Raw genomic sequence first — 24,514 nt, forward strand, 5'->3', positions numbered from 1 at the left:
GTTCGGTGTCGTCCCGCCTAGTGCGCAATTGCGCACGGGGGCGGGGACCCCTACCCGCGGGCTGCCGCTGTGGCGCGAGATATGGGTTACCAATCTTCGCCAAACACGACCCTGGGATCATGGGTCCCGGGCTCGCGCTTCGCGCGCCCCGGGACGACAGATATTCTGCCCTCTCCCGCAAGCGGAAGAGGGAGCGCAGCGTCACTGTCGATGCGATCAGCGCGCCTCGCTCGGCTCCGCCCGGGCTGGTGCGCCGGCGCCGCCGAGCAGGTGGATCTCGCCGTCCTGGACCAGCCTGACATTGCGGGTGTGGAAGGCATCGAGCGTCGAGCGGTGGCCGATCGACACGATCGTGGTCGATGGCAGCCTCTCCTCCATGAGCCGGTAGAGCAGGGCCTCGGACGGCTCGTCGAGCGAGGCGGTCGCCTCGTCGAGGAACAGGTAATCCGGCGCATGCAGCAGTGCGCGGGCAACCCCCAGGCGTTGCTGCTCGCCGAGCGACAGCGTCCTGTTCCAGTGCGCTTCCTCGTCGAGCTGCTCGGACAGCCTCGGCATGCCGACCGCTCTCAGCGCCTCCTTGATCTTGTCCGGCGCGATCGTGCCGTGCTCGGCCGGGTAGATCACGGCGTCGCCGAGCGGGCCAATGGGGAAATACGGCCGCTGCGGTAGCATCATCAGGCTGGACTTCCCGGGGATGGCGATCTTGCCGGTGCCGAACGGCCAGATCCCGGCGATGGCGCGGAACAGCGTCGACTTGCCCGAGCCCGACGGTCCGGTCACCAGCACGCGCTCGGGGTGCTGGATCGCAAAGGCGTTGGCTGCGACCAGCGGTTTGCCGTTGGGAAGCTTCACCAGCAGCTGCTCGAGCGCGATGGCCTCGCTGCCCGTGGATGGCGTGACGCCGATGGTGGGCTCGTGCGCGGGAAGATGGGCGGCCGAGCTGACCGACATCTCGAAACCGTCGAGGCGGGCCACCACCGCGCGCCATTCGGCGAGCGAGCGGTAGGTCGTCACGAAGAACGACAGCGCGCGCTGCACGCTCGAGAAGGCCGAGCCGGTCTGCATCATGTCGCCGAGCTGGATCTTCTTGGCGAAATAGGCCGGCGCCACCAGCACGTAGGGAAAGATCACAGCGGCCTGCTGATAGCTCGCCGTGAACGCGGTAAGGCGCTTGGTGCGGCTCATGATTGCGTACCAGTTGCCAACCACGAAGCCGAAGCGGTGCAACAGGCGGCCGCGCTCGGCGCTCTCTCCCTTCAGCAGCGCGATCTGCTCCGAGTTCTCGCGCACCCGCACTAGGTTGAAACGGAAGTCGGCTTCATAGCGCTGCTGCTCGAAATTGAGGTTGACCAGCGGCATGCCGATCCAGTGCGTCAGTGCGGTGCCGAGGATGGCATAGAGCAGCGCGCCCCACACCAGATAGCCGGGGATCGCGAAATCGAGCCCGGAGATATGCAGCGGCGCGGCGTTGGAGAGGCCCCACAGGATGATCACGAAGGAGAACAGCGTCACGATCGAGGAGAGCAGGCCGATGCTGATGCTGAGCGTCTGCTCGACGAAGGTCTTGACGTCCTCGGTGATGCGCTGGTCGGGGTTGTCAGCGGCATCGCCCTTGAGCTGCATGCGGTAGTGCGTGGCGCCCTCGAGCCATTCGCCGAGATAGTGACGCGTCAGCCATTGCCGCCAGCGGATCTGGAGCCACTGGTTGAGATAGAGCTGGTAGACCGCGAGCGCGACGAAAGCCGAGGCGAGGCCGATGAAGATCCAGATCTCGCGCACGAAGGTGTCGAGATCATAGGCCTGGAGCGCACTGTAGAAGCGGTTCTGCCACTGGTTCACGAGCACGTCGATTGCGACCAGCGCCAGCTCGATTGCGATGACGGCGGCGAGCAGGCCGCGGCCGGCCCATTTGTCCTCGGACCGGAAGTAGGGCATGGCGATTCGCCAAACGGTCGCGAGCGTCGCGCGGATGTTCTTCACAGATAGGGGTCTCCTGCGGGGTAGGCGCAAGCGCCTGATGCAACGGCGTAAATAAGCGCGCTTAGACTAAAGTTGCAAATCCGGCGATTTGCGTTGTCCGGGCCGGCGATCCTAGCATGGGCACAACGGCCGCGGGGTGGGGGCCGCCGGGACTTCGCGAGCTTGTGAGCGGATGGGAACCGCCGCATTTCGCGACATGACCGCTTCAGGATGAAAAGTTATCGCGCCCCACGTCAAGCAGGTTCGGCTGTCCACGCTGGTCGCCCTGCCACACCAACGCGTGGGGGAGAAAGACCATGTGGAATCAAGTCTACGACCCGCTCAACAACGTGGTGTTGTCGACCATCGCGGCAGCCGTACCCGTCGTTACCCTTCTAGTCCTGATCGCAAGCGGTCGCGTCAAGGCGCATATCGCTGCGGTGATTGCCGTGATCGTGACCAATCTGATCACCATCATGATCTTCAGGATGCCGGTGAACATGTCGGCCCGCGCCTCTGTGCTCGGTATCGTCACCGGCTTCTTCCCGATCGGATGGATCGTCCTCAACGTTATCTTCCTCTACCAGGTGACGGTCACGACCGGACGCTTCGAACTGTTGAAGCGCGCGGTCGGCGGCGTCACCGAGGACCGGCGCCTGCAGCTGCTGCTGGTCGCGTTCTCGTTCGGCGCCTTCTTCGAAGGCGCTTCGGGCTTCGGCACGCCGGTCGCGATCACCGGCGCCGTGCTGATCGGTCTCGGCTTCTCGCCGCTCGCCGCCTCTGGCCTGTCGCTGATCGCCAACACCGCGCCGGTCGCCTATGGCGCGCTCGGCACGCCGATCCAGGGCCTTGCCTCCGTCACCGGGCTTGATCCCTATATCCTCGGTGCGATGGTCGGACGGCAATTGCCGTTCTTCTCGCTGATCGTGCCGTTCTGGGTGGTCTGGGCCTTCGCGGGCTGGCGCGGCATGAAGGATGTGTGGCCGGCGATCCTGGTCACCGGCGTGTCCTTCGCAATCCCGCAATTCGTGATCTCCAACTACATCAATCCCTGGATCGTCGACATCGGGGCGTCGCTGATCTCGATGGGCGCGCTGATCCTGTTCCTGAAGGTGTGGCAACCGAAGCAGCTCTGGCTGTCGCCGGCGCTGCGCGGCCGCGATGTATCAGTGTCGGAAATGGGCAAGACCGCACCGCTCGACAAGACGCCGCTAACGCAGGCCGAGCTGTGGAGCGCGCTGTTGCCGTGGATCATCGTCTGTATCGTGATGCTGATCTGGGGCAGTGGCTGGTTCAAGACCTGGGCGAACGGGATATTCACCTGGAACTACGCCGTTCCCGAGCTGCACCAGATGATCAACAAGATGCCGCCGGTGGCGGCGAAGCCGACGCCGGAAGGCGCGGTGTTCGCGTTCACCTACCTGTCCTTCACCGGCACGGGCATGCTGATCGCGGCGATCATCTCCGGCTTCCTGATGGGGGTCGGGCCGGGTCGCTTGCTGGTCGAATATGGCCGCACGATCCGGCTGTGCGCGATCTCGCTGATCACGATCTCGGCGATGCTGGCGATCGGCACGCTGACCCGCCTCTCCGGTGTCGACGCCACGCTCGGTCTCGCCTTCGCGGCAACCGGCGTGCTCTATCCCTTCTTCGGCACGCTGCTCGGCTGGTTGGGCGTGGCGTTGACGGGATCGGACACCGCATCGAACATCCTGTTCGGCAACCTCCAGAAGATCACGTCCCAGCAGATCGGCCTGTCACCGATCCTGATGGCGGCGGCGAACTCCTCCGGCGGCGTGATGGGCAAGATGATCGACGCGCAATCGATCGTGGTCGCCTCCACCGCCACGCGGTGGTACGGCCATGAAGGCACTATCCTGCGCTTCGTGTTCTGGCATTCGATCGTGCTGGCCTGCTTGGTCGGCGTGCTGGTGACGCTCCAGGCCTATGTCTGGCCGTTCACGGAGCTTGTGTTGAAGTAGCGCCGCGAATCTGGTGGCAAGGAAAATCCCCGCGGGAGCGATCCCGCGGGGATTTTGCGCGTGCGGCGAACCTTCTCAACGTCGTCTCCGTCTTATAGAAGGTGCGGCGGTTCAAGGACGGTCGAGAGGTCTCATGGTTTCGGTCAAGCAGATGGTGTGCGCGGCTGCCGCGGTGGTGCTGATGGCGGGCGCGGCCCATGCCGAGGAAGGCTTTCCCTTCGGGACCGAGATGACGCTCGAGGCCCTGCCGCAGCCTGGTTCGAAGCGCATTCCCAACATCGAGATCGGCGACAATGGCGAGGTGGTGCTGGAACTCTGGTGCAAGGGCGGCAAGGGCCAGTTCTCGGTCGCCGGCAACACCGTGATCTTCGTTCCCGGCCAGATCCAGGATCGTTCCTGCCCGCCAGCCAAAGCCCAGGCCGATGACGACCTCGTCGCGGCGCTCGCCAGTGTCGAGACCTGGAAGCGCCAGGGCGACTTTCTCACGCTGATCGGCCCGAAGCCGCTGCGTTTCAGGACGAACGGGAATTAAACCAACTCGCTGTCGTGCCCCGGCTCGACCGGGGCACCCAGTACGCCGCGGCCCATCGACTCAATCACGACCGCCTCGGCGTACTGAATCGCCCGGTCAAGCCGGGCGATGACCAAGCGTTGGCGTGCGGACTATTTCCACACCGACTTGTCGGCGTCCCAGCGCTGGCCCTTCAGCTCCTTCGCCAGCGCCTCGATCGCGCCGTTGTCGTCGGTCTGATCGCCCTCTTCGTCCGCGCTCGCTTCATCCGACAGATTGAGCTTGGCTCCGGTGCTCTCGTCGGCCGTGGTGATGGCGGGGCTGCCGACCCAGAGCAGGAGGCGGTCGCTGCTGCCGGGCTTGTCGGTCGAGACGAGGCCAGCGACTTCGATCGTGTCGGTGAGCTCGAGCGCCGGGAAATCCTGGTTCGGCCGCTTCAAGAGGACCTTGAGCTTGCCGGTGACGGGGTTGAAGCTTTGCGAGACGGTTTTTGCCGCCAGCGTGCGCGCCAGCACGTTTGCGACGGTGCCGGCGAGCCGGTCCCGGCTGATCTTGTCGCCGTCGCGCCAGTCGGCGGCGGAGAAGCGGATGGTGCGGTCCATCTCCATCATGCCGGCAGTCCAGCCTGCCGCGGTAACGCCCGGCATCGCCTTGAACTTGGCGAGCAGTGCGCTCGCCCGCTCCGGGTCGACCGACATGTTGATGGTCTGCTCGCCGGCGCGCAGCGCGTCGCAGCCGACGGACAGGCTTGCCAGCGTCACCTCGACATCCTGGCCCTTCAGGCTCTTCAGGAAGTCGGTCGCCGCCTCTAACTTGACCTTGACCGCGATCGCCTCCGGCGAGACCTCGGTGAAATCCTTCGGCTGTGGCGTGATGCCGTCGTCCGAGGTCTGGTTGTCCAGAAACTCCTTCTCGCTGAGGTCGGAATTGTCGGGGGAGGCGACCTCGGTCACGTTGCCGCCGATCGAGATCTGGCCGCGGAATTCGAAGGTGTCGTTGGTCTGCTTGCGCGTCAGCTTGACGGTGACCGGCGCCTTGTCGCCGAGGCTCTGGGTCGTGCCCGACAGGAGCTGGCCGGCGACCGTGAGGTTGACGACGAAGCGGTCCTTGCGGTCGGAATTTTTCGCGGCCGGGTAGCAGACGTCCAGCACGGCCGAGGTGACCGTCTTGCCCTGGCGGGTCTCCTTCAGGATGACGTCGGCATTGCCATCCATCAGCCCGTCGATCGAGGTGAAATAGCGCGTCTCGGTTCCGCCGGGCGCCGTGGCCTTTGGCGACAGCTTCATCTGGGCGGACGCGACGTCAGGCGAAACTGCAAGCAGTGCCGCCAAAAAACCAATCGAGCAGAACGAAAGCGCGCGCATCGATGAAACCCTCAGAGATGGAGCATGATCCGGAAAAGTGTGAAGCGGTTTTCCGAAAAGATCATGCTCAAACAATAGCCTAAAGCGCGATGACGATTCATCCCGATCAGCGCTTTAGAATCGGCGCCACCGTAGTGGGTTTTGGCCGGCGGTTGAATCGGAAAGCGCCGGATATGGTCGGCAAAAAAGAAGGCCGCCCGGAGGCGGCCTTCGCGTCATTTTTTGGCTGGTTGCGACGGGCTCAGAAGCCCATGCCGCCGCCGCCGGCCGGCATCGCCGGCGCTGCTTCCTTCTTCGGCAGCTCGGCGACCATCGCTTCGGTGGTCACCAGCAGGCCGGCCACGGAGGAGGCGTCCTGCAGCGCGGTGCGGACCACCTTGGCGGGGTCGATGATGCCCTTCTCGACCAGGTCGACATACTGCTCGGTCTGAGCGTCGAAGCCGAAGGTCTCGGACTTGTTCTCCAGGATCTTGCCGACGACGACCGAGCCTTCGAGGCCGGCGTTCTCGGAGATCTGGCGGACCGGAGCTTCCAGCGCCTTCAGCACGATGTTGATGCCGGCCTGCACGTCGGCATTGGCGTTGGTGAGACGGCCGACCGCCTTCTTGGCGCGGAGCAGCGCGACGCCGCCGCCCGGGACGATGCCTTCCTGCACGGCTGCGCGGGTGGCGTTGAGCGCGTCCTCGACGCGGTCCTTCTTCTCCTTGACCTCGATCTCGGTCGCGCCGCCGACGCGGATCACCGCGACGCCGCCGGCGAGCTTGGCCAGACGCTCCTGCAGCTTCTCACGATCGTAGTCCGAGGTGGTCTCCTCGATCTGGGCCTTGATCTGGCCGACGCGGGCCTCGATGTCCGGCTTCTTGCCGGCGCCGTTGACGATCGTGGTGTTCTCCTTGTCGATCACGACCTTCTTGGCGCGACCGAGCATCTTCACCGTGACGTTCTCGAGCTTGATGCCGAGCTCTTCGGAGATCAGCTGGCCGCCGGTGAGGATCGCGAGATCCTCGAGCATGGCCTTGCGGCGATCACCGAAGCCCGGCGCCTTGACGGCCGCGACCTTGAGGCCGCCGCGCAGGCGGTTGACGACCAGGGTGGCCAGCGCCTCGCCCTCGACGTCCTCGGCGACGATCACGAGCGGCTTGCCGGACTGCACCACGGCTTCCAGCACCGGCAGCATGGCCTGCAGGCCCGAGAGCTTCTTCTCGTGCAGGAGGATGTAGGCGTCCTCGAGCTCGGCGGTCATCTTCTCGGCGTTGGTCACGAAGTAGGGCGACAGATAGCCGCGGTCGAACTTCATGCCCTCGACGATGTCGACTTCGGTGTCGAGCGACTTGTTCTCCTCGACGGTGATGACACCCTCGTTGCCGACCTTCTGCATCGCCTGCGCGATCATCTTGCCGATGGCGGCATCGCCGTTGGCCGAGATGGTGCCGACCTGGGCGACCTCGGACGAGGCGGCGACCGGCTTGGCGCGCTTCTCGATGTTCTTGATGACAGCCGCAACCGCGGTGTCGATACCGCGCTTGAGGTCCATCGGGTTCATGCCGGCGGCAACCGCCTTGGCGCCTTCGCGCACGATGGCCTGGGCCAGCACGGTCGCGGTCGTGGTGCCGTCGCCGGCGAGGTCGTTGGTCTTGGAGGCGACCTCACGGACCATCTGGGCGCCCATGTTCTCGAACTTGTCCTCGAGCTCGATCTCCTTGGCGACGGTGACGCCGTCCTTGGTGATGCGGGGCGCGCCGAAGCTCTTCTCGATGACGACGTTGCGGCCCTTCGGGCCGAGCGTCACCTTGACGGCGTTGGCGAGAATGTCGACGCCGCGCAGCATGCGTTCGCGCGCGTCTCCGGAAAACTTGACGTCTTTGGCGGCCATTTTTTGCTCCTGGAAACCTAAACTGGATGGGAGCCGCACGTTCCCGTCGTCATTGCCGGATGGAGGCCCGGCAATCCATCGTCTTGCGAGGAAGGATGGATGCCCGGGTCATCTGACGCGAAGACGCGCTTCGCGCTTCTGCCCGGGCATGACAATGGTGCGTGCGGCGGGGTTGGGGGCGGTCGGCCTTAGGCCAGGACGCCCATGATGTCCGACTCCTTCATGATCAGGAGATCTTCATTGTCGATCTTGACCTCGGTGCCCGACCACTTGCCGAACAGCACGCGGTCGCCGACCTTGAGGTCGATCGGGATCAGCTTGCCCGCCTCGTCGCGGCCGCCGGGGCCGACGGCGACGATCTCGCCCTGGGACGGCTTCTCCTTGGCGGTGTCGGGAATGATGATGCCGCCCTTGGTCTTTTCCTCGGCATCGATACGTTTGACCACGACACGGTCATGCAGCGGACGAAATTTGGACTTAGCCATGACGTTTCCCTTTGGAAGCTCGCTTCGGAAGCAGCGGAAGTAGGTGAGGGGCCTGCGCCCCCGTCCGACCTCTGGATCGAATGCCAGGATCGAACGGCGCGCTTTAGCAATCGGGCTTCCCGAGTGCTAATAGTGCGCCCGGAAATATGGCTTGGCCGCGATCCTGTCAAGCAAAGGTGGTTAAGCCATTGGTGAGACGGATATAGGATGTTGACGATCGAAACGAATTGGGGACGCTGGCGTAATCTACGACGTCATTGCCCCGACAGCGGTTTTGCGCTTGGCTGCAGGAGGGGGCTGCCAGGCTCGTGTTTGGGGGGCGCTTTGCTCGGGGGAATGCCATGATCAGTTCAGCTCACGCGCGGACGGTTGCCAAGCTGGGCGCCGCCGCAGCCTTGGCGCTGCTGCTGGGTGCATGTGGCGGCGGTATGAGCCTGCCGTCGTTCTCGTCGTCCTCGCCGGCGCCGGAGGCCGAGCCGGGCACCGGGCCGGAGATGCCGGCCTCGATCCGCGCCGACGAGATCGTCGGCCGCTGGGGCCTTGCCTCGTTCCAGAACCCGGCTGACCGCGCCCGCACCGAGGCTGCGGCCCGCGCCCAGTGCAAGAATCCCTATGTGATCGGCGCCGGCTCGAGCGGCGGCGTGATCATGCATCTGGCCGACCAGGCGACGCCGCAGGAGCTGCGGCTGAAGGGTTCACCGAGCGGCAAGAACTATATCGGACCGGCCGGCCCGACCCCCAGCGAGCAGGACCGCGAGATCGTCTCCTTCGACGGCCGCGTCATGGTCACCCGCTTCATCGACAAGGACGCCGCCACCCGCTACGGCAACATGGTCTACGTCCGCTGCGCGCCGAGGGCGTAAGCGAGACCTAGCCACTCGTCATTGCGAGGGGCAAAGCGACGAAGCAATCCAGACTGCCGCCGCGGAAGCCGCTCTGGATTGCTTCGCTTCGCTCCCAATGACGGCCAAACAAAAACGCCGGCTTCCCGCCGGCGTTTTGTTTCTCTTCGTGTTCCGTCCGTTCAGTCGAACAGGGCGTCGATGTCGTCCTGCGAGGCGTGGCCGACGTCGCCGGCGAGCTTCGGGCCGTTGAGGAGCTTGGCGTCCTCGTCGCGGGTGTCGATGATCGGCTGCGCGTGGGCCTTGATCGCGTCGACGCCACCCCAGATCTCCATCATCGCATTGATGTGCTGCTCGATGAACTTCATCGTGCCCATCACCTTGTTGATGCGCTGACCGGTCAGGTCCTGGAAGTTGCAGGCCTCGAAGATCGAGATGACGCGTTCCTGGATGTCGTCGGCGAGCCGCTTCTGCTGGTCGACCGAATCCACCTTGGAGAGCGCGCTCGCGGCCTGGTCGATCGACTCGGCCGCTTCGAGGATCTGCTGGGTCGCCTGCTCGGTGCCGCCGACCACCGCGCCGAGCTCGCCATTGACCTTGGCCATTTCGCCGCCGTCGAAGCTCTTGCCGTGCAGCGTCGCGATCTCGCGCTTGGTGCGATCGATGGCGTCATGAATGAGGTCGAGCTCGACCTTCAGTTTCTCGCACTGCTCGATTTGGGCGCGGTAGGTCTCCAGCATCGCGCGCGTGTCGGCGACTTCCTGCGCGACGACGGCCTCGGTCGAGGGCGGCGCGGCGTTCGCGGCCTGGCTGTTGCGCGCCATTTGCGCGCGGATCGCGCGCAGCTCGGCCATGATCTCGCTGTGCATCGGAGCGGTCTCGTCAATCATCTCGGAAATAGGCATCTCGCCGACGATAGCTTCCTCGGCGCGAAAACGTTTGCGATGAACAGCCATATTGAAACTCCCCCCACCTCACTCACGCGGCCTTTGTAGACAGAAGGGATTTAACACGACGTTCACGGCGGGAACTGCTTTGCGATTGCGGGCAATTCGCGTGCTCACCGTCGATTAACCATGCGTGTCAGCCGTTCACCGAAAATAAACGCTAGCGGACAAAAGGCGCAGGCGTTCGCGACGTGGTGAATCAAGACGCCGTTTCCGTTTACCAAACCAAACGGCTTTTGATTTTAAGTGGGCCGCATCGCGAAGGGCAGGTCTGCGCCCGCCGCGATGAACGCACCAGACGAAACAGTACAGAGTACGTCGATGTTCAAGAAAATGTCTGTCGCGCTGCTCGGCAGCGCCTGCTCCTTTATCGCCGGCGCCGATCGCGCCGCCGCCTTCGACAACACCGTGCCATCCGATCCGCCCGCCGTACTCTATACGCCCCGGGTGCCGCCGCAGCCGGTGCGCGTCGCCTCCAATGCCAACATGGGCGGCGGCTTCATCGAATTCCTGTTCGGCGGCGAGGAGCGCGGCCAGCGCTATTATCCGCAGCAGCAGCCGACGTATCAGCAGCAGCCGGCCTATTACGACCAGCGCCGTTTGCCGCCGATGGGCGAGCCGCAGATGCAGGGCGCAGTGCCGCAGCAGGAGGCCGTCGATCCGCGCTCGCGACCCTTTGATCCGAGGTTCGAGAAGCAGTTCGTCGCGTACGAGGGCAAGGAGGGCGCCGGCACGATCGTCGTCGATACGCCCAACAAGTTCCTCTATCTGGTCGAGGGCAACGGCAGGGCACTGCGCTACGGCATCGGCGTCGGCCGTCCCGGCTTCACCTGGTCGGGCGTGAAGGCGATCACGGCCAAGCGCGAATGGCCGGACTGGACGCCGCCGGCGGAAATGATCGCACGCCGTCCCGACCTGCCGCGGCACATGGAAGGCGGCCCTGAAAATCCGCTCGGTGCGCGCGCGATGTATCTGGGCTCTTCGCTGTATCGCATCCACGGCTCCAACGAGCCCTGGACCATCGGCACCAACGTTTCCTCCGGCTGCATCCGCATGCGCAACGAGGACGTCATCGACCTCTACGGCCGCGTCAATGTCGGCACCAGGGTCGTGGTGATGTGAACGCGGCGAGAGCCGCGAAACGAAAACGGCCGCCGGAAGGGCGGCCGTTTTGCATTTGAGGGTGATGCTGCTTACGCGTAATCGCTGCCGCCGTCGTCACCGCCGTCGAAATCGCTGTCGTCGGCCATGTCGATGTTTTCGGTATCGTCATAGTCCTGCTGATCGTCGTTCCGATCGTTCGACGCCTGGTCGAGGAAGCCCTGGTGGGACTCATCGCGGCCGCGGTTGGAGCCGATGTCGTTGACGCCGGCGTCGCGCGCGAGCGAGCCGCCGGACTGGTCGCTGCCGCCCCACGGGCTGCCGCCACCGCGCTCGGTCGTGGTGTCGCCAAAAGCCTGATGCGATCCGCCCATCCCGCCCATCATGTTGCGGATGCCGGAGAGCAGCATCGAGCCGCCGACGACGCCGGCTGCAGCTGCGGCCGCCGTGCCGAGGAAGGAGCCGCCGCCACCGCCGAAGGGCGGGGCGCCATAACCCTGCTGCTGTGCATAAGGCGGCTGGCCGTAGCCGGGCGGTTGCGCCTGCTGCATTGTCTGGCCGGAGTTCCAGACCGGCCGCTGGTCACGCGGCGGCACGTTCGGCACCGAGCCGCGCGATTGGCTGCCGCCGAACAGGGTATCGCGCATGGAATCGAGGAAGCCGCCGGATTGAGCCGGTTCGGGGGTATGGCTCGCCTCCAGTTCCTGGATGCGGGCATTGGCACGCTTCAGAGCCTCGTCCTGCAAAAGCACGGTCTGGACCAGCGCATACATGGCGTTGGGCGCCTTGTTCAGGCCGTCATTGATGGCGGCGATCGCGTTCGGATCGCGCGGTGCATTCTCAAGCTTGGAAAGCCGGTCGAAAAGCTCGTCGACGAGCTGGCGTTCTTGCGGCGTCATGATCGATCTCCCTTGCGCAAACCAAGCGCGCCGAAGATGTAGGGTTCCATTGTGGCGCCAACAGTGGGGTGCGGATTAAATTTCCGTATGCGACAAGCTGCCCGGTCCCTTGCGCCCGGCGGTTTCACGCTAATGTCACGTTGTTCGCGGCCAGGAGCTGAGGGAAGGCCTCGCTCGCGAGATATGTGTGCTCGCGCTCGCGGACATCAGTCATCGGATCGAGGCTACGCAGGGTGTCGTCGACGAAGCCGGGATGGCACATCACGAGTCCGCCGTCCGGCAGGCCCGCGATGAACTCGGCCATCAGCTTGCCGAAATCGGCCTCGTCCCGCATGAAGTCATAGGCGCCTGCGAAGGCAGGATTGAAGGCGAGGCTGGCCTGCCGCGCGCGGCGGCGGAATTGTGCGCTCAGGACATCCAGCACCAGCGCCTTCGGCGAGGCGAGCCGCTGCCTCAGCGGCAGTTCGCGGCCGCCCTGGCGCACCCAGGCATTTGGCGCGGCCTCGCTGACGGCGGCGACGAAGGCGTCGCGCACCTGCGGATAGAGCTGCACATGCTGATGACCGTCGACGAAATCAGGCGCGCGGCCGAACGCCTGCGCGAAGGCCGCAAGCTGCGCCTTCACCTCTGCGTAAATGATCTCGCGGTCGAGCCGCCGCATCAGTCCCGCACGCAGCAGCTTTGGAAAGGCTAAGAACATGTCGCCTTCGAGCGGACGGAAATGCATGGTCAGCGGGCGGAACGGCGCCGACAGCGTGACATGCAATCCGATCGCGCAGCGCGGGCTGTTTGTCCGGGATGCCTCTAGCGCGTCGACCTCGCCGCGGCCGATCGCAGGTCCCGGCATCATCACCGACGTCGCATTGAGACGGCCGCGTTCGATGAGGTCGCGGATTGCGCGGTTGACGCCCGCGCTGATCCCGTAATCGTCGGCGCAGAGCCAGATACGCCGCGGCTTTGCCGCTTCGTTCATTCCGCTGCCGTCCGGCTCGGGGCCTGGTCGGCCTTGTCAGTCTCGACAAGCTTCTCGCTGTGCTCGGCGACGAAGTAGATCGGCCGCGCTTTCAGCTCGGACAGGATCTTGCCGATATATTCTCCGACGATGCCGATCATGATGAGCTGCACGCCGCCGATCGTCATCAGGCCGACGACGAGCGAGGGATAGCCGGGCACCTGCTTGCCGGTGGTCCAGACTTCCCAGAGGATGGACAGACCGAACAGGAAGGCGCCGCCCGCGAGCACCACGCCGAGCAGGCTGGCAAAACGCAAGGGGGCCACCGAGAAGGAGGTCAGGCCCTCGATCGAGAGGCCGAGCAGCCGCGCCGCGTTGAAGGTGGTCACGCCATGGGCGCGTGCCGCGGGCTCGTAGTCGACGCGGATCTGGCGGAAGCCGATCCAGCTCGCCAGCCCCTTGAAGAAGCGGTTGCGCTCGGGCAATTGCCGCAGCGCTGCGACCGCGCGCGGCGAGAGCAGGCGGAAGTCGCCGGCGTCTTCGGGGATCTTCTGCCGCGCCCCCCAATTGATCAGCGCGTAGAAGCCGTGCACGGCGAGCCGCCGCAGGAACGGCTCGTTGTCGCGATGCGCCTTGGCGGTATAGACGACGTCGTAGCCGTCATCGATCCAGTGCCCGACGAGCTGTTCCACCAGCGCCGGCGGGTGCTGGCCGTCGCCGTCCATGAACATCACGGCACCGCGCCTTGCGTGGTCGAGGCCGGCCATCAGCGCGGCCTCCTTGCCGAAATTGCGCGACAGCGACACCACCTGCACGTCGATCGCATCGGCCGGCAGCGCGCGGGCGATCGCAAGCGTCGAATCCGCGCTGCCGTCGTCGACATAGACGACCTCGCAGGCGAGGCGATAGCGGTCCCGCAGCGTCCTGGCGAGATCGCAGAGCCGCTGGTGCAGCGAGGCAAGCCCCGCCGCTTCGTTATAGACCGGCACGACAATCGACAGCCCTTTGGCCGCGGCGCTCGTCGCGGTGGTGGTCAGGGCGGAAACGTCAGAGCCCAGCGTCATCGATCAAGGTTCCAGAAGCACTCAAAATTCGTTCGAACAGCATATGGTAGCTGTCGTTACCTGTCGCTACGCTGAACGCGCCATGCGGATGCCCCGGAGATTCCCCAGAGTTCTTGCGCCTCACCGCCGCAGGAACGCTTCGAGCTTGGCGAACAGCGGGTTCTCCCGGTCGAAGACGTAGTCGAGCGAGACCACCGAGACCGTCTCGGCGCCATGATCGCGCAGGAAGCTCGCCAGCGCATAGAGTTTTGCGGGCGGGCAGTGCAGCGTCAACATGCCCGACGAGGTCGGGCCGCCGAACGGCGCCTCCACGCCGAAATTCCGGTGCGCCTCGCTCAGCAATGCCGCATCGCACTGCCGGAAGCGGGTGCGGACCTCGCGGTATTGGTTTGCCCGCGCCCGGGCCGCGATGTGATCGAGGATCACGCGCGCCGTCTCGCGCGCCTCCGGCGACCAGTCGGCGTCCCTGGAGGCGACCAGATTGGCCTGGCTGCGCAGGATGACACCGTCGTCGAGGATCTTCAGGCCGTTGGCGGCGAGCGTGGCGCCGGTCGTGGTGATGTCGACGATCAGCTCGGCGGTGCCGGCCGCGGGCGCGCCTTCGGTCGCGCCGGTGCTCTCGACGATCCGGTAGTCGACGATGCCGTGGCTCGAAAAGAAGGCCCGCGTGAGATTGATGAATTTGGTCGCGACCCGCATCCGCCGGTGGTGCTGCTCGCGAAAACCGGTGGTGACGTCGTCGAGATCGGCCATGGTGCGGACATCGATCCAGGCCTGCGGCACGGCAACGACTACATCGGCGTAACCGAAGCCCAGCCCTTCGATCAGCAGGACGCGACCATCAGCGTCCGGAATGCTGTCCCGCACGAGATCCTCGCCGGTGACGCCGAGATGCACCGTGCCACGGGCCAGCTGCGAGGCGATCTCGCTCGCGGAGAGATAGGCGATCTCGACATTGTCGAGCCCGACGATCGTGCCGCGATAATCGCGCGCACCGCCGGCCTTGGACAGCTTGAGTCCGGCACGCGCGAAGAAGGCTTCGGCGTTTTCCTGCAGGCGGCCCTTGGACGGAACGGCCAGAACGAACGGCGCGCTCATGACTTAAGCTCCTTGCGGCCGATCTTGGCGAGCGCATCGACCCAGACCGAGAAGCCGACTGCAGGAATCGGCATCTGCGATCCGAGCTGGGTCATCAGGCCGTCATAGCGGCCGCCTGCAACCAGCGGCTCGACGCCGTTGCCCCTGTGATGCACTTCGAACTCGAAGCCGGTGTAGTAGTCGAGACCGCGCCCGAACGAGGTCGAGAAGCGCGTCTCCTTCACGTCGATGCCGCGCGCGGCCATGAAGCCGACGCGGTTCTCGAACAGGTCGATCGCCGCCGAAATATCCAGCCTGGTATCCGCCGCGAGCGCACGCAGCTCGGCAACCGCCTGATCGGGATTGCCCGCGATCGACAGGAAGCGCTTGAGCACGGTCAGCGCCTCGCGCGGCAGGGCGCCGCTCTTCAGGGTGGATTGCTCGAGGAAGCGGTCGGCGATTTCGGCCGTGGTGCGGCCCCCGACATTGGTGGTGCCTGCAATCGACATCAGGTCGGTGACGAGCGCGAGCGCCGCCTTGCGGTCGGAGCCTGCGAGCGCCGCCAGCACGCCCTCATACTCGTTGCGGGCGGTGGCGGTTGCGATCGAGAGTCGTTCCAGATCCTGCTCGAGGCTGATCTTGCGGTTGAAATCCTTGATCAGCCGGCGCCGCCAGACCGGGAACAGGTCGAGCGCGTCGATCACGGCATTGAACAGCGCCACGTCGCCGGTGCGGATCTCGACGTCGCGGACGCCGAAGGCCGCGGTCGCCTGCAGGGCCAGTGCCAGCATCTCGGCGTCGGCCGCAGCGCGGTCCTGGCGGCCGAAGGATTCGATGCCGGCTTGCAGGAACTCGCTCGGACGGCCGCTCCGGTAACGAAACACCGGGCCGAGATAGCTGAAGCCCGCGGGCTCGCCGGCGCGCCCCGAGGCGAGGTAGTCGCGGGCCACGGGAATGGTCAGGTCCGGGCGCAGGCAGAGCTCTTCACCAGTCGCATCGGTGGTCAGGTAGAGGCTCTTGCGGATGTCCTCGCCGGAGAGGTCGAGGAACGGCTCGGCCGGCTGGAGAATCGCGGGCTCGGCGTGGACGTAACCGGCCTGCGCGAACGACAACAGCAGCGTATCCGCCCAGGCGGCGGAGCCGGCAGCATTTGAGGTGGCAGTCGCGGTCATAGCGAGGTCCGGTTTCCCGGTGAAACCGGGGTAAGGGGAGGTCAGTTGGCGCAGCCCCTTAGCATGGCCCGATGACGGTTTCGACCTCCAATGGACCAATGGCTTAATGGTCACCTAGCCCGGCTGGCCGCCCCAATCGCCGAGTACGGACTGGACCAGCGCAAGGGCCGCTACCGCCGCCGTGTCGGCCCGCAGGATCCGCGGACCCAGAGCCAGGCGCAGGATATGGGGCTGGCGCAGGAGCAGGGCGCGCTCCTCCTCGGCAAAGCCGCCCTCGGGACCGATCAGCACGTCGATGCCCTGCGCCGCATCGCGCGCCGCTTTCAGGGCCTCGATCGGGCTTTCGGTCTCCGCCGCCTCGTCGCAAAACACCAGGAGCCGCTGCGCGGCGCGCTGGCTGAGAAAGCGCTCCAGCGGAACCGGATCGGCCACGATTGCAAGGCTCAGGATGCCGCATTGCTCGGCCGCTTCGATGGCATTGGCGCGCATCCGCTCGCCATTGACGCGTGATGCCTGGGTGAAGCGGGTCAGCACCGGCTGAAGGGTCGAGGCGCCCATCTCCACCGCCTTCTGGACGACGTAATCCAGCCGTGCGTGCTTGAGCGGCGCGAAGACGTAGACGAGGTCGGGCAGTCCGTCCTGCGCGCGGGTCTGCTTGAGGATCACCAGGGCATCGGGGCGCTTGCGGCCCTCGATAGCGGCCTGCCATTCGCCGTCGCGGCCGTTGAACGCCAGGATGGCATCGCCGGCACCAAGCCGCAGCACGTTGCCGAGATAGTTGCTCTGGTCACGGTCGAGCGCGACCTTGGTGTCCTGGATAAGGTCGGCCTCGACGAACAGGCGGGGGGCGCGGAAGTCGTGGGAAGGCATGCGTTCAGGGTCCGGTTTGCGGCCGTTCTTAACCGAAAGCGGGGATTTAGGGGTAAATATTGCCCCTCGCGTGCTTCCCCGCGCCGCGCTCTTGCCCTATTCGACGGGTTGTTAAGGGCCGGCAGGAATCGTAAAAGCGCGAAAATGCCGGTTGCGCTTCAAATTGGGAAGGCGCCGCCCCCCTGTGGATCCTGCCGGAGATACAGCCTTGATGATCCGTCGCTTGATGGTTCCGATCACTGCCGCCTTGGTGGCGATGGGCGCGGCCAGCGTCCAGGCGCAGAGCGCGTTCCCCGCGCCGCTGCCCGGCCAGGCTGCGGCCCCCGCGAACGATTCCGCCTTTCCGCCGGTCAACGGCCGCGCGCCGGTCGCCAGCATCGGGGCGCCACCGCCGCAGGCTTCGTTCCCGACCAACGGTGCCCCGCCGGTCGGCGGCGGCTTCAGCGCCGCGCCGCCGAGCGCGCCCAGCGCCGGCGCCGAGCAGTGCATGAAGGCGTTCATGGCGCTGCGGGACGAGACGGAGAAGCGCGGCAAGCTGATCAAGGCCGCAAGCGATCGCCATGCGCCGCCGGATGAGGCCTGCGGCCTGATCCGCAATTTCGTCCAGGCCGAAGTGAAAATGATGAAATATGTCGAGACCAATTCCGCCAAGTGCGGAATTCCTCCGCAGATCAACGAGCAGTTGAAGGCCGGGCACAAGAACAGCGAGGGCATGCAGAACAAGGTCTGCCAGGTGGCGCAGCAGATGAAGCAGCGCGGGCCGGCCGGCCCGTCCCTGAGCGATGTGGTGGGCTCCGGGTCGGCGCCCGAAGTCAATGTCGCCAAGAAGGGCGGCAACACCTTCGACACGCTCAACGGCAACGTCCTGAGCCGATGAGTGATGCGTCCCGCGTTGCCGATTCCACCGGCAACTGGGTCGATACGCTCGCGCCCCGATGGGCGCAGCCCTACTTACGGCTGTCCCGCTACGATCGTCCGATCGGCTCATGGCTGCTGTTGATGCCGTGCTGGTGGTCGGCGGCACTCGCAGCCGGCATGGCGCGCGACATCCGTCATCTGCCGCTCACGGTCGTCCTGTTCTTCGTCGGTGCCTTCGTCATGCGCGGCGCGGGCTGCGCCTGGAACGACATCACCGACCGCGACCTCGATGCCAGGGTCGAGCGCACGCGCTCGCGGCCGCTGCCAGCAGGGCAAATCACCGTGAAGCAGGCGCTGGCCTTCCTGGTCGCTCAGGCGCTGGTCGGCCTCGCCGTACTGCTCCAGTTCAATCGCTTTGCGGTCATGACCGGCATCGCCTCGCTCGTGATCGTCGCCATCTATCCCTTCATGAAGCGCGTCACCTGGTGGCCGCAGGTCTTCCTCGGTCTCGCTTTCTCCTGGGGCGCGCTGATGGGCTTTGCCGTCACCTTCGCGCGCGTCGATCTGACGGCGCTCGTGCTCTATGCCGGTTCGATCGCCTGGGTGATCGGCTACGACACGATCTATGCGCATCAGGACGCCGAGGACGACGCGCTGATCGGCGTCAAGTCCACCGCGCGCCTGTTCGGCGCGCACACGCATCAGGCGCTGATCATGTTCTACGGGCTCGCGGTGATGCTGATCGGTGTCGCGCTCGCCTCCGCTGACGTGCACTGGCCGGCCTGGCTCGGGCTTGCCGCTTTCGCCGCGCACCTGGCCTGGCAGATTACGCGGCTGAACATCAGCGACGGAGCGCTCTGCCTGCGCCTGTTCAAGTCGAACAAGCACGCGGGATTGCTGCTGTTTGCGGGGCTGCTCGCGGATGCAGTGATGCGCGCTTCGTAGGGTGGGCAAAGGCGCGCTTGCGCCGTGCCCACCATCTTTCGTCTGCTTATGGTAAGCCCATCTTTAAAATTGTGGCGTGCCCGCGCGCGCGAGGAAGTGTTTGATTGCGATGCAATTTTCAACGGTTGGCCTTTGAGCGACGTGGGTGGCGACGCCATGACTGTCGTTTGAGGCCGGCACGAATGACGCTGTGATCCGATTGCATCTCCATGGCTGTGTCTGAGCGGCAATAGTCTGGGTGGAGAGAGTGCCGTATCAGCATACTTGCTATTGGGCTGATTTGGCTCCGACGATTTGGAAGTATTGCCATGAGAACCACCCTCGCAGCCGCGGCTGCTCTTTTCGCCACCACGGTGGCAGGCTCTGCGGCGGATCTCGCCCCGGTCTACACCAAGGCTCCGGCGGCAGTTTACAGTTGGACGGGCTTCTACATCGGCGGCAATCTCGGTGGCGGCATGGCTTCGTCGCACTTCGACGATCCCGACTTTTATGCTGCATCCGTGACACCCGCGCGCGGCTTTTTCACCGGTGGCGCGCAGATCGGCTACAATTATCAATTCGGTCGCGGCTTGGTCGGCATCGAAGCCGACGTGAACGGCAACAGCGACTTCAAGGGAACGGTCCTCGGCGGCGATTGGAGTCGCGCTATGACTGTCACCACCAAGGCCGATGTCAGCGGAACGATCCGGGCCCGCGCCGGTCTCGTTATCGACAACGCTCTGGTTTACGCGACTGGCGGCGCCGCTTGGGCCGATGTCAAGCAAACCGGGATCGAGTTCAATAATGTGGCTGCCAGCCCGACCTTCGGTGCTCCGACAGGATTGACCGCCAACCGTAGTGGCGTGCTGTGGGGCGGCGTGATTGGCGCGGGCGTTGAGTACGCCCTGAGCCCGAACTGGATAGTTGGCGGCGAATTCCTGCACACGGTGTACCAGGACCGTGGCGCCAACATTGTAACTGCTGCTGGTGCCAGTGGATGCGCTGCAACCCGCCCCACGGCCAATTGCGTCATCCGCGACCAGCTCACCACAGACGTTGCACGTGTCAGGCTCAGCTACAAATTCGGCGATCCCGTCCCGGTCTCGACCGATGCCTATGCCGGCGCCGGCCCGCGCTATGCAAAGGCTCCGGCAATGGCTTCGGTCTATAGCTGGACGGGCTTCTACATCGGCGGCAACGCCGGCGGCGGCATGGCCTCGTCCCGCTTCGATGATCCCTGCTACTATTGCTCGTCCACGATGCCCACGGGCGGCTTTTTCACCGGCGGTGGGCAGATCGGCTACAATTACCAGTTCGGGAGCGGCCTGGTCGGCATCGAAGCCGACGTGAACGGCAACAGCGACTTCAAGAGCTACGTCATTGGCGGCGCCTGGACGCGAGCAATGTCTGTCGCCAGCAAGGCCGATGTCAGCGGAACGATCCGGGCCCGCAGCGGTGTCGTGATCGACAACGCCCTGGTTTACGTGACCGGCGGCGCCGCCTGGGCGAACGTCGATCAGACGGGTACCGAATTCAACAACGTTACGACCAGCTCGACCTTTGGCGCCCCCACCGGCATCACCGCCAATCGTAGCGGCACGCTCTGGGGCGGCGTGATCGGCGCAGGTGTTGAGTTCGCGGTGGGCTCGAACTGGATCGTTGGCGCCGAATACCTTCACACCGTCTATGAAGATCGTGACGCGAACATCATCCTTGCCAATGGCACCAGCGCTTGTGGCAGTAGCCTCGCGGCCAATTGCGTCGTCCGCAATCAGCTAACGACCGACGTTGCGCGCGCCAGGGTCAGCTACAAGTTCGGGGACCAGGCACCGGTCTCAGTGAAGGCGGCGCCGGTGGCTGCGCTCTACAACTGGACGGGCCTCTACATCGGCGGCAACGCTGGCGGTGGAATGGCGAGGTCGCACTTCGATGATCCCTGCAATTATTGCTCCACCGCGACGCCCACGAGCGGCTTCTTCACCGGCGGCGCGCAAATCGGCTTCAACTATCAGTTCGGCAGAGGTCTGGTCGGTATCGAAGCTGATGTGAACGGTAACAGCAGGTTTAAAGAGTCGGTTATCGGTGGTGATGACACCTTCGCCATGACCGTTGGAGCCAAGGCAGATGTCAGCGGAACGATCCGGGCCCGCGCCGGCGTGGTGGTCAACAATGCCTTGGCCTACGTGACCGGCGGCGCGGCCTGGGCCGACGTCAAGCAGACCGGGACCGAATTTTGCAACTCGACGGGGGGCTGCGGCGGTGGGCTTGGTTCCGGTGCTCTCACGGGAGTTACGGCCAACCGCAGCGGGGTGCTCTGGGGCGGCGTGATCGGCGCGGGTGTGGAGTACGCCTTGAATCCGAACTGGATTGTTGGTGGTGAATTCCTGCACACGATGTATCAGGATCGTGACGCAAACCTCGTTCTCGCCAATGGCGGAAATGTTTGTACCCCCTATCCGGCAAGCAATTGCGTCGTCCACAATCATCTGACGACCGACGTCGCGCGGCTCAGGGTCAGCTACAAGTTCGGACAATAACGCGGCTGCGCGACGATGTTTTAAGGGCCGTCCCTAGGGGCGGCCCTTTTCGTTGATCTGCTGCACCCAGGCTAGGGCTCAGTTCCTTGCGATGATCTCGCGTTCGCCGCGATGAACGGTAAGTTCCCGGGCGACACCGGTGCGCCGGCGCATCAGGAATTTCGGACGGCGGTCGCGGATCGCGTTGCGGCGGCGGCGCCGCGGCGCCGGATCGCGTTTGGCTTCGTCCAGCTGGGGCAGGGCGAAGATTTCGCTCCACATCGTCCACGCCGTCGCGATCTCATCAGTGTCGGCACTGACGAGAAGCGGAACGGCAAGCGAGGGATCGCGATGCACGAGGACGAGCATTTGCGTGTCGTCGATGCCGCGCAGCGCGATACCGGTGAAATCGCTGACGCGGACGTTGACGGCCATCTGCATGCCGCGCACGGCACGCCGCAGCACGACGCGTTCGCGATGAAGCTCGATCTGCCTGACATGGCCGTCGGCGCGCGGATCATGCGCATCGAAACGGACCGGCAGAGAAAGAGGGTCGAGCCGCAAGGAGCGGCTCGACCCGGCGGGATTGGCCCCGCTTGTTGCTGTTTGACGCCTCACGGCTCTTAGTCTCCCCGCCGGGATTATGTTCCCGGTCGATGCGAGGACCTTAGCGCGAGGCTTTACGGAAACGGCTTAAAAAGGCTGGTTAAGGAGGCGTCACCGCCCGGCATGATTGACAAGACCTTGGCACGCATGATTGACGGAACGTTGCGCAGAAGCTGCGAATCTGAGCTTTTGGCGCCCTGAAAGTGCTTGAAGTCCGCTCCAATTGGGCACATCTGGTTGGCTTGGCCGCAACTGGCTTCGAAACCGCCAATCCCGACAGGATTTCGTTCGTGAACGCTTCACCATCCGCAAGCTCGACGCTTTCGTCCAAAGCCAACCGCGACCTGTTCGATCAGTCCGCGCTGTCAGATCTCGCGCAGCGGCTGGTCGAGGCCGCCAAACGCGCCGGCGCGGACGCGGCCGATGCCGTTGCCGTGCGCGGCATCTCGCAGGGCGTCGAGGTCCGCGACGGCCGCGTCGAGGAATCCGAGCGCTCCGAGGGCGATGATGTCGGCCTGCGCGTGCTTGTCGGCCAGCGCCAGGCGGTGGTTTCGACCAATGATGTCAGCGGCGATGCCGTGACCAAGCTTGCGGAACGCGCGGTTGCGATGGCGAAGGTCGCCCCATCAGACAAATATGTCGGGCTCGCCGATCCCGCGCTGCTGGCGCGCGACTTCCCGGATCTCGATCTGCTCGATCCCGACGTGCCCGCCACCGCGGAGCTCGAGCGGCGCGCGCTGGAAGCTGAAGCCGCCGCGCTCGCCGTGAAGGGCGTGACGAAATCCGGCGGCGCGTCGGCCTCCGCCGGCATCGGCGGCATGGTGCTGGTGACGAGCACCGGTTTCCACGGCTCTTACCTGCGCTCCAGCCAGGGCATCTCGGCGACCGCGATTACCGGCGAGGGTACCAGCATGGAGCGCGACTACGATTTCACCTCAGCGCCGCATGCCGCGGATCTGTTGTCGCCGGAAACGGTCGGCCGTTCCGCGGGCGAGCGCACCGTGGCGCGCTTCAATCCGCGCAAGGTCGAGACCTGCAAGGTGCCCGTCGTGTTCGATCCGCGCGTCGCGGGCTCGCTGGTCGGCCATCTCGTCGGCGCCATCAACGGCGCCTCGATCGCGCGCAAGACCAGCTTTTTGAAGGACAAGCTCGGCCAGCAGCTCTTTGCCGGGAACATCCGCATCATCGACGATCCCCTGCGCAAGCGCGGCCTGCGCTCGCAGACCTTCGACGCCGAAGGCGTCGCGGTGAAGCGCCAGGCGCTGGTCGACGAGGGCGTGCTGACGACGTGGCTGCTCGATTGCGCAACCGCGCGCGAGCTTGGGCTTCAGACCACCGGTCACGCCCATCGCGGCGTCTCCTCCTCGCCTTCGCCCGGGCCCTACAATCTGCATCTCGAAGCCGGAACCCCGACGCCGGCCGAGCTGATCTCCGACATCGCCCAGGGCTTCTACGTCACCGACCTGATCGGCTCCGGCGTCAATGGCGTCACCGGTGACTACAGCCGCGGCGCTTCGGGCTTCTGGATCGAGAACGGCAAGATGACCTATCCCGTCAGCGAGGTCACGATCGCGGGCCATCTGTTCGAGATCTTCAAGTCGATGCAGCCGGCCAACGATCTCCAGTTCCGCTACGGCATCAATGCGCCGACAGTGCGCATCGAGGGTTTGACGCTTGGCGGACGCTGACGCGAACACTTTGGACGACAATATCCTGACACGCGACGCGGCGCTGCTGAAGGATACGGTGCGGGAAGCAGGCCACCTCGCTCATGCGATGTTCCGCACCGAGCTGAAGAAGTGGATCAAGGGCGCATCCTCGCCGGTCTCCGAAGCCGACATCGCCGTCAACGATCTCCTCGAAGCGCGCCTGCGCGGCGCGACACCGGACTATGGCTGGCTCTCGGAGGAGAGCGCCGACGACGAGGTGCGGCTGAAGCGGCGCCTGGTCTGGGTCGTCGATCCCATCGACGGCACGCGCAACTATCTCAATGGCCATGACGACTGGTGCGTCAGCGTGGCGCTGGTCGAGAATGCATCGCCTGTTCTCGCCGCGGTCTTTGCGCCGACGACCGGTGAGTTCTTCTTCGCCGCGCGCGGACAGGGCACGACCTTGAACGACGTGCCGGTGCGGGCGACGAAAGGGGCCGAGCTCGATTTTTCCCGGGTTGCCGGACCGAAGCCGCTGATCGAGCGCCTCAAGCCGTCATTGGGCGAGATCACGCTGCATCCGCGAATCGGCTCGCTGGCGCTGCGTCTCTGCCGGGTCGCCCATGGCGCACTCGATGCGGCTTTTGCGGGGGGCAACAGCCATGACTGGGACCTTGCGGCGGCCGATTTGATCGTGCAGGAAGCGGATGGTAGGATGAGCGACCTCTCCGGAGATCCCCTCCTCTATAATCGCCGGGAAGTGGCGCACGGGGTGCTGGTGGCCGCGGGCCGCGATCGTCATGCAAACATTGTCGCGCATTTTCGAAAGCGCCCCTTGCCCTGAGCGCATCCGTTGTGCTTAT

21 protein-coding genes are annotated in these 24,514 nt (G+C 65.2%); 9 read left to right on the forward strand and 12 right to left on the reverse strand.

Features of this window, described 5'->3' with window-relative positions:
- Nucleotides 1–216 precede the first annotated feature (216 nt).
- Nucleotides 217–1,980: an ABC transporter ATP-binding protein/permease gene (locus NLN62_RS26805; RefSeq protein WP_027525022.1), complete on the reverse strand. Its 1,764-nt coding sequence runs from the start codon at nt 1,978–1,980 to the stop codon at nt 217–219.
- Between the two features lie 296 nt (nt 1,981–2,276).
- On the opposite strand from NLN62_RS26805, the gene NLN62_RS26810 reads away from it, so the two are divergent.
- Nucleotides 2,277–3,941, forward strand: a complete 1,665-nt coding sequence (locus NLN62_RS26810; protein WP_254110852.1) for an L-lactate permease — start codon at nt 2,277–2,279, stop codon at nt 3,939–3,941.
- A 133-nt stretch (nt 3,942–4,074) separates the two neighbouring features.
- On the forward strand, nt 4,075–4,473 hold the full coding sequence (locus NLN62_RS26815) for an META domain-containing protein (RefSeq protein WP_027525024.1): 399 nt from the start codon (nt 4,075–4,077) through the stop codon (nt 4,471–4,473).
- Between the two features lie 131 nt (nt 4,474–4,604).
- Here the strand turns inward: NLN62_RS26815 and NLN62_RS26820 are convergent, their stop codons facing one another.
- From NLN62_RS26820 to groES, 3 genes are all read right to left on the reverse strand, one after another.
- Complete coding sequence (locus NLN62_RS26820; protein WP_254110854.1) at nt 4,605–5,816, reverse strand: hypothetical protein; 1,212 nt, start codon at nt 5,814–5,816, stop codon at nt 4,605–4,607.
- Between the two features lie 241 nt (nt 5,817–6,057).
- Entirely contained in the window at nt 6,058–7,689 is a 1,632-nt protein-coding gene (groL, locus tag NLN62_RS26825; protein WP_254110856.1) for a chaperonin GroEL, read from the reverse strand.
- Between the two features lie 188 nt (nt 7,690–7,877).
- Nucleotides 7,878–8,174: a co-chaperone GroES gene (groES, locus tag NLN62_RS26830; RefSeq protein ID WP_027525027.1), complete on the reverse strand. Its 297-nt coding sequence runs from the start codon at nt 8,172–8,174 to the stop codon at nt 7,878–7,880.
- 341 nt (nt 8,175–8,515) lie between these two features.
- On the opposite strand from groES, the gene NLN62_RS26835 reads away from it, so the two are divergent.
- Complete coding sequence (locus NLN62_RS26835; protein ID WP_027525028.1) at nt 8,516–9,037, forward strand: hypothetical protein; 522 nt, start codon at nt 8,516–8,518, stop codon at nt 9,035–9,037.
- Between the two features lie 161 nt (nt 9,038–9,198).
- Here the strand turns inward: NLN62_RS26835 and NLN62_RS26840 are convergent, their stop codons facing one another.
- Nucleotides 9,199–9,972, reverse strand: coding sequence for a protein phosphatase CheZ (locus NLN62_RS26840; protein ID WP_027525029.1), 774 nt, complete (start codon nt 9,970–9,972; stop codon nt 9,199–9,201).
- A 312-nt stretch (nt 9,973–10,284) separates the two neighbouring features.
- On the opposite strand from NLN62_RS26840, the gene NLN62_RS26845 reads away from it, so the two are divergent.
- The gene (locus NLN62_RS26845) at nt 10,285–11,085 is read left to right on the forward strand and encodes a L,D-transpeptidase (RefSeq protein ID WP_027525030.1); all 801 of its coding nucleotides are present in this window, start codon (nt 10,285–10,287) and stop codon (nt 11,083–11,085) included.
- A 71-nt stretch (nt 11,086–11,156) separates the two neighbouring features.
- Here NLN62_RS26845 and NLN62_RS26850 read toward each other — a convergent pair whose 3' ends face one another.
- The 6 genes from NLN62_RS26850 to NLN62_RS26875 all read right to left on the reverse strand — a co-directional run bounded on the left by NLN62_RS26850 (nt 11,157) and on the right by NLN62_RS26875 (nt 17,098).
- Nucleotides 11,157–11,963, reverse strand: a complete 807-nt coding sequence (locus tag NLN62_RS26850; RefSeq protein WP_027525031.1) for a DUF2076 domain-containing protein — start codon at nt 11,961–11,963, stop codon at nt 11,157–11,159.
- A 124-nt stretch (nt 11,964–12,087) separates the two neighbouring features.
- Nucleotides 12,088–12,936: a ChbG/HpnK family deacetylase gene (locus NLN62_RS26855; protein WP_254110858.1), complete on the reverse strand. Its 849-nt coding sequence runs from the start codon at nt 12,934–12,936 to the stop codon at nt 12,088–12,090.
- The gene (locus NLN62_RS26860) at nt 12,933–13,979 is read right to left on the reverse strand and encodes a glycosyltransferase family 2 protein (protein WP_027525033.1); all 1,047 of its coding nucleotides are present in this window, start codon (nt 13,977–13,979) and stop codon (nt 12,933–12,935) included. Before NLN62_RS26860 ends, NLN62_RS26855 begins: the two co-directional genes overlap by 4 nt.
- Nucleotides 13,980–14,099: 120 nt before the next feature.
- The gene (gene hisG, locus NLN62_RS26865) at nt 14,100–15,077 is read right to left on the reverse strand and encodes an ATP phosphoribosyltransferase (RefSeq protein WP_254110860.1); all 978 of its coding nucleotides are present in this window, start codon (nt 15,075–15,077) and stop codon (nt 14,100–14,102) included.
- On the reverse strand, nt 15,074–16,228 hold the full coding sequence (locus tag NLN62_RS26870; protein WP_254110862.1) for an ATP phosphoribosyltransferase regulatory subunit: 1,155 nt from the start codon (nt 16,226–16,228) through the stop codon (nt 15,074–15,076). Before NLN62_RS26870 ends, hisG begins: the two co-directional genes overlap by 4 nt.
- A gap of 114 nt (nt 16,229–16,342) precedes the next feature.
- Nucleotides 16,343–17,098 (reverse strand): 16S rRNA (uracil(1498)-N(3))-methyltransferase, encoded by a 756-nt coding sequence (locus tag NLN62_RS26875; protein WP_254110863.1) that lies wholly within the window; start codon nt 17,096–17,098, stop codon nt 16,343–16,345.
- Nucleotides 17,099–17,309: 211 nt separating this feature from the next.
- Here NLN62_RS26875 and NLN62_RS26880 point away from each other — a divergent pair, with 211 nt between their 5' ends.
- The 3 genes from NLN62_RS26880 to NLN62_RS26890 all read left to right on the forward strand — a co-directional run bounded on the left by NLN62_RS26880 (nt 17,310) and on the right by NLN62_RS26890 (nt 21,417).
- Nucleotides 17,310–17,975: a hypothetical protein gene (locus NLN62_RS26880; RefSeq protein WP_254113716.1), complete on the forward strand. Its 666-nt coding sequence runs from the start codon at nt 17,310–17,312 to the stop codon at nt 17,973–17,975.
- On the forward strand, nt 17,972–18,901 hold the full coding sequence (ubiA, locus tag NLN62_RS26885) for a 4-hydroxybenzoate octaprenyltransferase (RefSeq protein WP_254110865.1): 930 nt from the start codon (nt 17,972–17,974) through the stop codon (nt 18,899–18,901). The genes NLN62_RS26880 and ubiA overlap by 4 nt, the downstream gene beginning before the upstream one ends.
- A 308-nt stretch (nt 18,902–19,209) precedes the next feature.
- A complete protein-coding gene (locus NLN62_RS26890; RefSeq protein WP_254110867.1) occupies nt 19,210–21,417 on the forward strand; it encodes an outer membrane protein in 2,208 nt (735 codons plus the stop codon).
- Between the two features lie 78 nt (nt 21,418–21,495).
- Here NLN62_RS26890 and NLN62_RS26895 read toward each other — a convergent pair whose 3' ends face one another.
- Nucleotides 21,496–22,014 (reverse strand): DUF6101 family protein, encoded by a 519-nt coding sequence (locus NLN62_RS26895; protein ID WP_254110869.1) that lies wholly within the window; start codon nt 22,012–22,014, stop codon nt 21,496–21,498.
- 278 nt (nt 22,015–22,292) lie between these two features.
- On the opposite strand from NLN62_RS26895, the gene NLN62_RS26900 reads away from it, so the two are divergent.
- Entirely contained in the window at nt 22,293–23,690 is a 1,398-nt protein-coding gene (locus NLN62_RS26900; protein WP_254110871.1) for a TldD/PmbA family protein, read from the forward strand.
- Nucleotides 23,677–24,495, forward strand: a complete 819-nt coding sequence (locus tag NLN62_RS26905; RefSeq protein WP_027525043.1) for a 3'(2'),5'-bisphosphate nucleotidase CysQ — start codon at nt 23,677–23,679, stop codon at nt 24,493–24,495. Before NLN62_RS26900 ends, NLN62_RS26905 begins: the two co-directional genes overlap by 14 nt.
- Nucleotides 24,496–24,514: the final 19 nt, after the last annotated feature.

This window comes from Bradyrhizobium sp. CCGUVB23 (assembly GCF_024199885.1).
Taxonomy (GTDB): Bacteria; Pseudomonadota; Alphaproteobacteria; order Rhizobiales; family Xanthobacteraceae; genus Bradyrhizobium.